This is a genomic window from Flavobacterium notoginsengisoli (assembly GCF_042686225.1).
GTDB lineage: Bacteria > Bacteroidota > Bacteroidia > Flavobacteriales > Flavobacteriaceae > Flavobacterium > Flavobacterium notoginsengisoli.
Map to the genome: position 1 here is coordinate 41,536 of NZ_JBHUOT010000008.1, position 12,800 is coordinate 54,335.

Below are 12,800 nucleotides of genomic sequence, written 5' to 3' on the forward strand. Positions count from 1 at the left end.
CGCTCTATTTAATTTCGCTTAATACTTGTTTTGCCTTTGCTGACTGCATCGAAACAAAATAATTAAACGCTTGATCGAGTTTTTTCTGGGCATCGACATTTCCTTTTTTCTGTACGCGTAAATCATACAATTTGCTGATATCAGGAAAAACATTTTCTGTATTTTTTACTCCCGAAAAAGCTTTTATTTTTTCGATATAAGAATATCCAAATTCTACGGTTGGTTCAAACATGGTTCCTTCTCCGAAATCATTCCAGGTAATCAACTGCAGGTAATTGATATTGGCATTTTTAGCCAAAGTCAATGTTTCATCAAGTGTTGCTCCGTTGTTATGTTCTATTGTCCATCCAATTGCTGCGCCGCCCCCACCTGCAGCATAAAAATCTTTAAAACCTGGATAGGCACTTCCCATTGCAATACCTAATTTTGGTTTTGTATTAGTGTAAAAATTAGTCAAGAAAGTATTGTCTTTGTATACCCAAGCATATTCACCGGCAGCATTATCCCCTGCTTTTGCAGAATGATCCCAAAGCGTTAAAAATGTTGGTTTTGTAGTTAAAGTTCCAAACACATTTGTCCATTCAGCAGCAGTCTGCAAAACGATTGGTCCAAAATTCATCAAAAGAGGTTTTCCATTAATTTTGATATAATTAGCATCAGTAAAATAATTATTTTGAACATAAGCTAAATCTGTTTTTGCCGCACTGGTTACCGAAATTGCCTTTCCAGCGTTGACAACATTGGTTAAAAATCGGTCTTCGTAAACAATCGCATATTCTAAACCTACTTTGTCCAGCATTTCAATTAGCTGCTCTGTATTTTCCTTGACCATTCGGTAATCGTTTACATCGTAAGTGCCGTACCAATCAATTAAAATACCGTCGATTCCTGAATATTTCATCAGTAATAAATGATTTTCAATCACATTTTTATCGCCTGAATGATATGGCCCAATTAGCGGGTAATAATAAGATGCAATTTCTCTACGACCGTTTGTTCCAACATTGTTCGGATTTTTGTTGGCCATTGTCCAGTGATATCCCCATTTTTTATCGGCACTGCTTTCGTTGGTTTCAAACCACGGCATATAATGCATATAAATTTTGGTGCTGTTGGTTTTCTCAATCGCAACAGGTGCTGTTTTTTCTGGTTCCGTTGGTTTGTCTGAACCTTTGTCATCGCTGCTGCATCCGGCAACCATCACAATATTCATTAAACCAAAAACCAATGATGTGATATATCTTTTCATACTGATGTACTATTTTATAATACTTAATAATTTAAACACATAGAAACATAGTTTTTGGAACTCCAAAAAAGGCGTTTCACTCACATAAATGCACATAGCTATGTGTGAGAAACTAGTTTCTTTCTTACTTCTTTTTACACATAAAATTCTATGTTTCTATGTGTTAAAATATTTTTTAACCATTGTAGATTTATTTAAATGACAATGTTTAAAAACATGTCAGCCTTCCACGACTAACCAACATGGAAGACTGACATTCTAGTAACCTAATTTGGATACCCAGGATTTTGTTTTAGGTTTTTATTTGTTGTTAAAACAGTGCTTGGAATTGGGAAAATTGCTCTGTATTTCTCTGTTGCACCTTTTGACCACCAAGGCAGGAAGAAAGTTCCAAAACGAATATTATCTGTTCTTCTTCTTCCTTCGAAAGTGAATTCTTTCAGTAACTCCTGATCAATAAAAGCTAAATCAATTGTTGCCGGCATTTCTTCTCCTGCACGTGTAGTCACTTGCTGTACAAATGGTCTTGCTAAATCTGGAGAACCTAAACGAACATAACATTCTGCCTGCATCATTAAGATTTCTGAATAACGAATTAGGACAAAATCATGATCACGCTCCCATTGTTCTCCTGCTTTCATTTCGTATTTTGCCAAACGAACTCCTTCATTTTCTTTAGCATCTTCTAAACTTCTAAGGTTCTCAGTGTAAGTAAGCGGTTCTCCATTATCCATCATAATTACAGAACCCGTTGCTAAATTAATCTGATCTCCTTCGAGCATACATTTTTTTCTCTTATCTGTATCGGCAAAAGCGGAATAAACTCCTGGCTGTGCGCACATTCCGTTTGCGCTCCAAGGATAATTATTTGGTATCGCAGAAATAGCCAGTTTTTGATTATAGTGTGCAGACATTGAGTTCATATAATTCCCAACTGTTCCCGCTTTTGAATCGTAAGGAATAGCAAAAATGATTTCTGGTGAAGTCTGATTCTCTGTTATAAAATTGGCAAAGAAATCCGGCGTTAAACTATAACCTGTAACTTTCTGGCATGCGTCTAAACAATCTTGCCAGCGTGCTACACCAATGAATGCTTCTGAATTAAGATACAATCTTGCCAAAATAGAATACGCAACATTTCTGGTTAATTTAGAATAAACCACATTCGGATTTAAATGTGGAATGGCATCTGTCAACTCTTTTTCAACAAAATCGTAAACCTGTTTTCTCGTTGAATTTGAAGGCAAATCTGTATCTTCAAAGTTGGTTACTATTGGCACATTTCCAAATAAATCCAGAAGATTATAATAGTAATAGGCTCTCAACGCTTTTAACTCTGCAAAAATGGGTTCTTTTGCTTTATCTGATAAAGATGATTTGTTGATCTGATAGATGATCGCATTGATCTTTGCAATTCCTGTATAATTGTAACGCCAAGCCGAAAGAATCATTCTGTTATCTGCTTTCCAGGTATGTTTTTGTGCATCTTGATACTGCCCACCATCATACCAATTGGTTCCTCTTGTTGGAATTGTTGCTTCATCAGAAACAACTTCATTCAAAAAGAAAACATATTCACAGGTTGGAAAGTTATTTGAGATTGCATCAGAGAATCCTCTTAAAGAAGAATAAGCTCCCCCAACCAGCGCATCAATTTCCTTAGTTGTATTTCCAAACTCACCGTCTTCTACCTGATCATACAACTGTTCATTCAAATCAGTACATGATACCGTAAAAAGCATGCTTAAAAGTATTGCTGCTGTTATTTTGATTTTCATTTTTAATATTTTATGGTTATCAATTCGCTTAGTTATTCAGCGTAAAATTTAGTCCAACAGAAATGGTTGTTGGTCGGGGATAATTATTGTATCTGTCAATTCCAGGAGCAGCCAATCCAGTTTGATCCATAACTCCAGTTTGATTAATTCCGTCCTGAGCGTTTAAACCAATCTCTGGATCAACTCCTTTGTAACTTGTAAATACAAAGAGGTTTTCTCCCATTACATAAAATCTCACTTTAGATTTTTTATATTTCAATGGCAAAGTATAGCCAAGTGATAAGGTTTGAAGTCTGAAGAAAGAAGCATCTTCGATCCAATAATCTGAATATTTTGGAGCAGAAGTAATACCGCTGTTTAAGAAATCGTCCGGAACATTAAATGATGGTAATCTGTTAGGATCATTTAACATCATGTTGGTTGCGTTTAAAGCTTTTTGTCCAAACATTCCATATCCTGAAATTCCAAGATCAAAATTTCCATAAGTAAAATTCATGGCAAGACCTAAAGTCAAATCTGGCTGAATATTTCCTAAATCTGTTTTATCAGCATCTACCAAAGCACTTTCTTGCACAACCTGTCCTGCAGCATTGTAATATTGTATTTTACCATCTGCATCTAAACCTGCATTTCTGAATCCCCAGAAAGTTCCAACAGGATATCCTTCAGCAATAATCTGAGAATACTGCCCAGACATACCAGCCAAACCGTGTAAAGAACCGCTGTAAATAACATCTGTTTTATAAGTTGGATTCGAAAGTTTTTCGATTTTCTGAACGTTATGCCCTAAAGTCAAATTAGCATTCCAGTTGAATTTATCTCCTTTAATAATGTCTGCATTCAAAGTCAACTCTACTCCTTTATTAGACATTTCACCTACGTTAGCCAGCATAGTTCCTACTAAATAAGGAGGCTGAGGCACTTCATAAGTGTACAATAAATCTTTTGTTGTTTTTGAATAATATTCGAAAGATCCCGAAATTCTGTTGAAAAGTCCGAAATCAAAACCAACGTTAATTTGCTGTGTAGATTCCCATTTCAAATCAGGATTTGGGTTTTGTTTTGGCGAATAAGCCAAACTCCAGGTTTTTGTAACCGGATCGTAGTAACTATCGTTTCCAACTCCTAAAATAGAAAGCGATTTGTACTCTCCAATTCCATCCTGATTACCTGTAACTCCGTAACCTACTCTCAATTTTAAGTTATCTAACCAGCCTTTTGAAGATTCCATAAACTCTTCGTTAGAAATTCTCCACGCTGCAGAAGCAGAAGGAAAAGTTCCCCATTTGTTGTTTTCTCCAAAACGGCTGGATCCGTCACGTCTTACAGTTGCGGTCAATAAATATTTACCATCGTAACCGTAGTTAGCACGAGCATAAAAAGAAACTAAATTTGATTTTCCTTTATATGAATACACGTCGCCTAAACGATAATTGTAACCCGCTCCTAAATTGTTATAGCTGAAAGCATCGGTTACGAAACCACCTCTCTGAGCTCCAAAACCTTGATAAATATTTTCCAGATAAGAATATCCTGCTAAAGCACTAATATTATGCTTATCAATTGTTTTGTTGTAGTTTACATAAAGCTCGCCTTGTGCGTTAGTAAATTCAGCATAAGTTCTTTGCGCAAAACCGCCTTCTGTCTGACCTTCCATAACGGCATAAGATGGTTTGTATGTTCCTCCTTTTACTGCATTGTGTTCCAATGAAATATTAGCTGTAGCGGTAAAATCGTTTAAGAATTTCACATCTGTTTTGAAATATCCTAAAAGTCTGTGTCTTTCATTATCAAATGTTCTGTTGGTTAAAATCTCAACCGGGTTTTGATAAATATTTCCTGTTACAGAAGAAAATGATCCATCTTCGTTGTAAACCGGAATTGTTGGATTTAAGTTGTAAGCTCTTTCAAAAATTCTGTAATCAATCGGGTGCCATTTGTCGATGTTTGCAAATAATCCCATATCGAATTTTACCTCTTTATTATCTCCAAGAAACTGATAAGCACTAACGTTTCCGCTGATTCTTTCTAAACCGGATTTTTTAATAACACCTTCATTATTCAAATATCCAATAGAAGTTCTAAAACCGCTGTCTGCCTTTCCTGAATTAATGCTTAAAGTATGAGATTGAGAAATCGCTGTCTGCTCGATTGCTTTTTGCCAATTTGTGTTTCCACCATAATCTACTGCATCTGCATTTCCAGTCTGACGAACATAACCTCTCCATTGGTTTGCAGATAAAAGATCTAAATTATCGGTTACATAACCAAAACTTGACAATCCATTATAAGTTACAGAAACTCCTTTTGTTCCGGATTTTGTCGTAATCATAATTACTCCATTTGCTCCTCTGGAACCATAGATTGCTGTTGCAGAAGCATCTTTCAAAACGTCAACCGATTTAATATCTGCCGGCTGTACCACATTGATATCTACACCTGCAATTCCATCAACTACAATCAACGGACTATTGCTAGCTGTTAAAGAAGTTCCTCCACGAAGACGGATTGTAGAACCTGCAGCTGGATCACCAGAAGGACGAATGATATTTAAACCTGCAACTTTTCCCTGTAAAACCTGTTCTGTAGAAGAAATTGTTCCTTTTACTAAATCATCTGCGCCAACAGTTGAAATAGCTCCAGTTAAATCTGATTTTTTTACTTTACCGTAACCTACAGAAACTACTTGTACTTCTGCCAACGCATAACCGTCATTCTGCAGACGCACATCATAATTGGAAGTATTAGCAGTAATTTGAACTTTCTGAGTTGTAGCTCCAATAAAAGAAACTTCGATCGCACCTCCTACGGCTACCTGAAGACTGAACTTACCATCAAAATCTGTTGTAGTTCCGTTTTTTGTTCCTACTTCAATGATAGAAGCTCCCGGCAAAACGCTGCCTGTATTATCATAAACGGTTCCTGATATTTGTTTTTTTCCTTGTGCAAATAAACCAGCAGAAAGAAAAAGCATAAATATCATCAATACCGCTGCTTTAGCAGTCCACATTTGATGCAGGACGCTTTTTGTATTTTTACTATTCATATGAAACTATTTATTGTTTTTTATCTGTCATATGTAATTCGCATATCAACTATTGGTTTTACGACCAACTTTTCATTTATGCTCATTTCATTAGAATTGGTGTTTTAATTTAATAGTGAATTTATTTGTCTAAAGTTTTAAGCGGAATTGTAGTATCCGAAATCGTTTTGTCTTTGTTGTCTTTTACCAAAACGTGGATTTCGCTTAAATTCGGAAGGCCGTTTAGTTCTGAAACTAAATTCACAAAGCCTTTAATTTCCGTAGTTCCTCCAGAAAACTCACCTGAAAATGTTTTTGTTCCTGCCGTGATTGTGTAAAGTAATTTGTTTACACCCACTTCGTTATTTTTTCTGGACATTCCCAAGAAATCTTTCTGACTAATTTGCAATGGAAAAAAGCTGAAACTTGGTGGTGGTGGCGGAATAAATTCACCTGCATAAATAATCTGATCGCCGGAATTTGTGGTCCAGTCTTTTGCAACCATCAGGAAAGTGATGTTTTCCATAACAAAACCTGCAGGCGGGTTATAGTACTGCTGCGGAATCAAATCCATTCTATAAAAACCATTTCCTAAATCTTTCAATTTTGTTTTTTCAGATACATCTGGAAGCCATGCCTGATACTCTTGTAAAACGGCCCAATTGTTTAAACCACTATGAAAGTGAACGCTTGGAACACCCGCAAAACCATCTTTCAAATTAGAATTGAATAAAATACTAACCGGTTTATCAATCAAAGGTTTTGAAGGATATGATCTGATTATCTCATTTGCTGTATAGAAAGAAGAAAAATCAGTGTACGGCATATTCGCAACATCACTTTGTTTCGATCCGTTAAAGTTTTTTAAACGAAACCAAAATCCGGCGCTCGCCGCAATTTCAGCTGGCGTTTTAGAAAAATAAACGGTTGGAGTTAAAGTAAAACTCCAGATTTTATTTCCTTCATATTTCAGTTTTGCAAAGCTCGAAGAATGTTCCCAGTTTCCTGCATCCGGCTCAGATGGAGACCAGATCCAGATGTACAAATCTTCTGTTTCTGCAAACGTAGTGCCTGATAAATCGAAATACCAGGTAACTTGTTCATCATATTTGTACACTACAGGAAAAGATGACATTGGCCCTACAGCTCCGGCATTTTCTTGCGCCTGAATAAAATTAGGAGCCATCAACAAGGCAAGTAAAATTGTATATATAAACTTTTTCATATTACTTTTTAATTAATAGCATTTAATTTAAAGATGTAAGACACAAATGGGGTACCACCTGAAGAACGCACTAACTGAAGCTGCATTTCTTCATTTTTACCTGGAACAGACATTAATCGAAGTTCATCTGTTTTCTGCGTTTTTTGTGCATCGCTGTACAGATAGATTTTTGTTGCACGGTCATTTGTTTGTTGGAAATCTGAACTTAGTTCCCAGTAGCCTTTGGGAGCAAATAAAGGCGGAACGTTTCCGGTTACTTCATAACTTGTAGGCTTATTTTTTTCATCTACATTAAAATTGATTTTAAAATCTTCGTAGTTAAAATAAGTACTCAGGTTTTCTTCACTTGGTTCGATCTTATTTGCCTTCGCAGTTTCATCGACCATTTTCAAATTTGCCAATTGCCAATTGCCATTTACTTTCTCATAAATGGTAATCGGATCTACGTAGCTACCATCTTCTGTGTTATCGCAACTAAGTGCAAAAAAACACATTAAAAGAGCTAACCAATAAAAGCTTTTACATTTCATAAATTTTGGTTTTTGTTAGTTTGTTACCCCTTCAAAAGGATAGAGCGAAGCTAGAAGTTAAATAAATCTTAAAAAAAATATCTAAGAAAAATCAAGATAAAATCAGACGAATAAAAACATTAACCACCTAAATACCAGTTCTTTATACTTATCTTTACAAATAAAAAATCAAGACGATGTTTAGATAAAAAACGATGTTTTTTTAATGGTTAAAATGACAATATGTAAAATATTTGGTATTATTTTTTCACTATACATATATATAACTGGTTTTTATTGTATAATTGCAAATAAATTTCCCGTTTTTAACATTTACAGCTTATTTTTACTTCAAAAATCTCCTTCTAAAGCGATGTTAGTAAACTATTTACAAGATTCTGAAAATTAGGTTTCGCTTAATTTCAAACTTATTTTTAATTTTAAAATGAACTGATTAACAATATCTATCAACCAACTTTACCTCTAAATCAAAACCAAATCATGCAAAGAATATTGATACTGCTTTTCTTTATTGGAGGTTTTTCTCTAACCGCGAAAGAGACAAATCCTTATTTAGAAGAATTAGATCAGGCACTTTTGAAGAAAGATGTCTATCTAAAACAGAAATATCGAAAAATTGAAGCTTTAAAGAAAAACATTTCCAAGTTTACGCTCAGCCAGAACAATGAGGAATTGTACAATTGCTATATGTCACTTTTTGATGAATACAAATCTTTTAAATACGACTCTGCTTACTATTATTTGGAACAATCTAAAATCAAAGCTAAAGTTTTAAAAGACCCAAAGTTTTTATCGAAAAGCCGAATCAAAGAAGGTTTTGTATTGCTCTCTTCCGGACTTTTTAAAGAAGCAATTGATACTTTGAACGTAATTGATGACACTAAACTGGATCTCAAAAACAAATTTGAGTATTATAACATCAAAGCCCGCGCTTATTATGATTTAGCAGACTATAACCGTGATCAGCGTTTTAATATTCATTATGTACAACAGGGAAATCATTTCCTGAAAAAAGCATTAGAATTAATTGGAACCAATACCAATGAATACTGGGCAGCCGAAAGTCTCAAACGCCTTAAACAACAAGACTGGCGAGGTGCCGAATTTGCTTTCAGTTATTGGATTAACAATTACAATCTTCCTCCGGATTATTATGGCATTGCGACTTCAAGTCTCGGCTATATTTATTCGGAAAGAGGTTATACCAAAAAAGCAATTCAGTATCTGGCACTTGCCGCTATTGCCGATGTTAAAAATGCTACAAAAGAAACTGTTGCGCTTAGGAATTTAGCCAACGAACTCTTTAAAATGGGATATTTAGACAAAGCCAATGAATACATCAACATTGCCATGGATGATGCAACTTTCTATAATGCCAGACATCGAAAAATTGAGATTTCTTCGATTCTTCCTATTATAGAAAAAGCGCAATTGAATAACGTAAAAGATAAAAATGATAAACTGGAAAAAATTATTATTCTTTTAACGATTTTGACTGTTATCATTTTTGTTTTCCTGGGAATTATCTTCAAACAATTGAAAGAGAAAAATAAAGCCCGAAAAACTATGGCTGAGTCCTATTTAAAACTACAGGAAATGAATGTAAGTTTAAGCGAGGCTAATGCTATTAAGGAAGAATATATTACGTATTTTATTAAGGCCACTTCTGCTTTCATCAATAAAATCGATCATATTCAAAAAAGTACACTTCATAAGATTATTACCAAAAAAACAGATGAAGTTATTGCCAGTCTGAAACGTTATAATGTAAAGGAAGAGCGAGAAAATTTATTCCATCAGTTTGACGAAATCTTCCTGAGATTGTTTCCCACTTTTGTAACGGAATTCAACAAACTGTTTCCAAACGATCACAAATGCATTGTCAAAAAAGGTGAAATTTTGAATACCGAATTACGAATTTTTGCTTTGTACAGATTGGGAATTCAGGATAGTAATCAAATGGCAGAATTCCTGGAACTTTCTGTGGCTACAATTTATACTTATAAAACCAGAATCAAAAGTAAATCTGATTTTAAAGATACTTTTGAGCAGAAAATTATGGAGATAAAGACGATTTAAGATGCTGTGATTCTAAATTTTTCCGCCACGAATTCACGAATTTTCTTTTTCTAATCAATTCGTGCAATTATCGAGCACAAATTTCGCGTATCATTTTAAATAAAAATTCGTGAATTCGTGGCTGAAAAAAAACTATTCAACAGGTTCCAACTGCAAAATTGTATTTTGATAAATTTTGCTCAACGAAAATAATTGTTCCATAAAAATCATAATTGCAATCGGAACAAAGAAAAACACCAATAAACCTTCTTCGTATAAAAAGTAAGTTGAAATCATGGCGAGGCGTGTATATTCCAGATAATACATCCATTTTCGTTGTTCTAATAAAGCTCCACAATTGATCAAAGTAATGATTACTAAAGAAAGTACAAACACTTTATCATACAATTCTAAATAATCAAAATAATAGGTAAAAACCGTTAGAATCAAAGTACAGATTCCTAGTTGTATATAAAGGTAATTTTTGAACCGAAGTCGTTGATGCGGATTACTTTTATCCTGCAGAAAGCGCTTCTCCAAAATGGGACGAATATCCTGATCCATGTGGGCGGGACTTCCAAAAACGGCTTTCCATCTGGCTTTGAATCCGTTGGAGCGTTTCCATAATTCGTAAATTTCAAAGTAATAATGAAAATGCTGCCATAAGAAACTATAGCTTTTGAGCGGATGCGTTAATCCATATTTTGGTTTTTCTTCTTCCGTTTGAAAAGTTCCAAAAAGACGATCCCAAAAGGTAAACATATCGCCATAATTTTTATCCAGATATTTTTCGTCAGAAGCGTGATGAACACCATGAACAGAAGGGGTTACAAAAACATATTCTAACCATTTTATTTTACCAATAAGCTGTGTATGAGTAAAAAAAGAATAAGCACCATGTACAATAAGCATGGTAATAACCATTGAAGGATGAAAACCAATAAATGGCAATACACACCAAAATCCCGTTCGGATTATTGCCTGAAAAGTAGTAATTCTGGCTGCAGCTGTAAAATTAAACTCTTCACTATGATGATGTACAATGTGTGCTGCCCAGAAAAAATTGACTTCATGTCCTAATCTGTGGTACCAATACCAAACGAAATCAGTAGCCAGAATTAAAGCAAACCAGACAAAGGCATTACTCGGAATCTCAAATATCCTGTAATCATCATAAATTAAATAGTACAGCTGGTAAAAACTGGCAGCAATAAATAAATTGATTAAACGCTCTGCAATACCAATGCTGATATTAGAAACAGAGCTTTCATAGTTAAAAATTTCAGGCCTCTTTTTGCGCTGGGCAAGCTTATATTCTAAAAATAAAAAAAGAAAAAAGGCCGGCATGGCAAAAGCCAGAAAATTGATATTTTTCATTTGTAATGATATTTTTCGATTCTAAAATTATATTCAAATAGCACAAACGAAAAAGACACTTCCATCAATTACGCTTTTAGGGAGACTAAAAAATGTAATCAACGAAAATGATCTTTTACGATGTAAACCTGATTTTTAATTCTGTTTATATTGAGGTGCTTCCAGTGCCACTTCTTTAACCGATTGTGTTTCGGCTACTTTTTTCAAAGCAATAATATAAGCAGCAATACGAGGCGTTACATTGTGTTTTACTGCCACTCTAAAAACAGTATCAAAACCTTTTTCTAAAATATCTTCCAGACGTTTATTAATCTGGTGGATTCTCCAGGACTCCAAAAGCGAATTCTGAAGCCATTCGAAATAAGAAACGGTAACACCGCCCGCATTAGCCAAAATATCAGGAACAACTAATATATTTTTATCATGTAAAATCTGATCTGCATCTGAAGAAACCGGGCCATTTGCACCTTCCACAATAATTCTTGCTTTAATATCTCCGGCATTTTTCTGCGTAATTACATCTTCTTTGGCTGCCGGAATCAATAAATCGGTTTCTAAAAGCAACAGATCTTCATGTTTGATGGCAACAGAATTTGGATATCCTTTGATGGTTTTATTATTCAGATTATAATACAAAATCAATTCAGGAATATTAATCCCATTAGGATTGTAAAAGGCTTCTGAAACATCGCTCACCGCAATAATCTTCACTCCTTTTTCATATAAGAACAAAGCCGAATGCAGTCCGACATTTCCAAATCCCTGAATAACGGCGGTAGCTCTTGCGGGTCTTATTTTTAACTTTTGAAGCGCCAAAAGACTGATAATACTTACTCCCCTTCCTGTTGCTTCTACTCGTCCTAAAGATCCGCCGGAATGAAGATGTTTTCCTGTAACAACGGCATGAATTGGTCTTCCGTGAAGTAACGAAAATTCATCCATCAGCCAGCCCATCTCGTCCGGACCTGTTCCCATGTCCGGTGCAGGAACGTCTTTTTCCGGTCCGAAAATATCAGCTAAAGCTTTAGTGTAAGCTCTGGTAATTTTTTCTAATTCGGTTTTAGAATGTTTTCTCGGATCGCAGATAATGCCGCCTTTTGCACCGCCAAACGGAATTCCGGTTACAGCAGATTTCCAGGTCATCCAGGCGGCAAGTGCTTTTACCTCATCCAGATTTACAGCAGTATCATAACGAATTCCTCCTTTTGAAGGCCCTAAAGCCGTATTGTGAATTACTCTGTAACCTTCAAAATTCTGAACGTTTCCGTTATCTAAAGTGATAGAAAAATTTACCGTGATTTGTTTCTCCGGTTTTTGCAGTTTTTGTTTAATAGATTCATCTAAATTCAAAATGTCTGCGGCTATATTAAATCGATCAATCATCGATTGAAAAGGATTCTGTTTTATAATTTCTGAACTCATACTATATAGTTTTTAGGTTTGGGTTATCTTTTTTATATGCTTTGAAAATCTTTTGTCGATAAAAGTGCTTTACTTTTTATCTCTTAAAACTGATACAACACGGAATCTTTATCAGGCAACGACGCATCAAAATTTT

At 34.9% G+C, this 12,800-nt stretch carries 8 protein-coding genes; 1 reads left to right on the forward strand and 7 read right to left on the reverse strand.

The window, feature by feature from the left end:
- Positions 1 to 4: 4 nt before the first annotated feature.
- The 5 genes from ACFS3A_RS17695 to ACFS3A_RS17715 form a co-directional block, all read right to left on the reverse strand.
- The gene (locus ACFS3A_RS17695) at positions 5 to 1,249 is read right to left on the reverse strand and encodes a glycoside hydrolase family 71/99-like protein (protein WP_379826897.1); all 1,245 of its coding nucleotides are present in this window, start codon (positions 1,247 to 1,249) and stop codon (positions 5 to 7) included.
- 266 nt (positions 1,250 to 1,515) lie between these two features.
- Positions 1,516 to 3,027, reverse strand: a complete 1,512-nt coding sequence (locus ACFS3A_RS17700; protein ID WP_379826898.1) for a RagB/SusD family nutrient uptake outer membrane protein — start codon at positions 3,025 to 3,027, stop codon at positions 1,516 to 1,518.
- 28 nt (positions 3,028 to 3,055) lie between these two features.
- Positions 3,056 to 6,073, reverse strand: a complete 3,018-nt coding sequence (locus ACFS3A_RS17705) for a SusC/RagA family TonB-linked outer membrane protein (protein WP_379826899.1) — start codon at positions 6,071 to 6,073, stop codon at positions 3,056 to 3,058.
- A gap of 121 nt (positions 6,074 to 6,194) precedes the next feature.
- Positions 6,195 to 7,277 carry a hypothetical protein gene (locus ACFS3A_RS17710; RefSeq protein ID WP_379826900.1) on the reverse strand — a complete coding sequence of 361 codons (1,083 nt, stop codon included), beginning with the start codon at positions 7,275 to 7,277 and terminating at the stop codon, positions 6,195 to 6,197.
- A gap of 8 nt (positions 7,278 to 7,285) precedes the next feature.
- Entirely contained in the window at positions 7,286 to 7,807 is a 522-nt protein-coding gene (locus tag ACFS3A_RS17715; RefSeq protein WP_379826901.1) for a DUF5004 domain-containing protein, read from the reverse strand.
- A gap of 480 nt (positions 7,808 to 8,287) precedes the next feature.
- Between ACFS3A_RS17715 and ACFS3A_RS17720 the strand changes: the two genes are divergently transcribed.
- The gene (locus tag ACFS3A_RS17720) at positions 8,288 to 9,886 is read left to right on the forward strand and encodes a DUF6377 domain-containing protein (RefSeq protein WP_379826902.1); all 1,599 of its coding nucleotides are present in this window, start codon (positions 8,288 to 8,290) and stop codon (positions 9,884 to 9,886) included.
- A gap of 132 nt (positions 9,887 to 10,018) precedes the next feature.
- Here the strand turns inward: ACFS3A_RS17720 and ACFS3A_RS17725 are convergent, their stop codons facing one another.
- A complete protein-coding gene (locus ACFS3A_RS17725) occupies positions 10,019 to 11,242 on the reverse strand; it encodes a sterol desaturase family protein (protein WP_379826903.1) in 1,224 nt (407 codons plus the stop codon).
- 135 nt (positions 11,243 to 11,377) lie between these two features.
- Positions 11,378 to 12,664, reverse strand: a complete 1,287-nt coding sequence (locus ACFS3A_RS17730; protein WP_379826904.1) for a Glu/Leu/Phe/Val family dehydrogenase — start codon at positions 12,662 to 12,664, stop codon at positions 11,378 to 11,380.
- Between the last annotated feature and the right edge of the window lie 136 nt (positions 12,665 to 12,800).

What these genes read in the sequence shown, in the direction of transcription:
- ACFS3A_RS17730 (WP_379826904.1), bottom strand. Translation starts at nt 12,664, where the DNA reads ATGAGTTCAGAAATTATAAAACAGAATCCTTTTCAATCGATGATTGAT.
- ACFS3A_RS17715 (WP_379826901.1), bottom strand. Translation starts at nt 7,807, where the DNA reads ATGAAATGTAAAAGCTTTTATTGGTTAGCTCTTTTAATGTGTTTTTTT.
- ACFS3A_RS17700 (WP_379826898.1), bottom strand. Translation starts at nt 3,027, where the DNA reads ATGAAAATCAAAATAACAGCAGCAATACTTTTAAGCATGCTTTTTACG.
- ACFS3A_RS17710 (WP_379826900.1), bottom strand. Translation starts at nt 7,277, where the DNA reads ATGAAAAAGTTTATATATACAATTTTACTTGCCTTGTTGATGGCTCCT.
- ACFS3A_RS17725 (WP_379826903.1), bottom strand. Translation starts at nt 11,242, where the DNA reads ATGAAAAATATCAATTTTCTGGCTTTTGCCATGCCGGCCTTTTTTCTT.
- ACFS3A_RS17720 (WP_379826902.1), top strand. Translation starts at nt 8,288, where the DNA reads ATGCAAAGAATATTGATACTGCTTTTCTTTATTGGAGGTTTTTCTCTA.
- ACFS3A_RS17695 (WP_379826897.1), bottom strand. Translation starts at nt 1,249, where the DNA reads ATGAAAAGATATATCACATCATTGGTTTTTGGTTTAATGAATATTGTG.
- ACFS3A_RS17705 (WP_379826899.1), bottom strand. Translation starts at nt 6,073, where the DNA reads ATGAATAGTAAAAATACAAAAAGCGTCCTGCATCAAATGTGGACTGCT.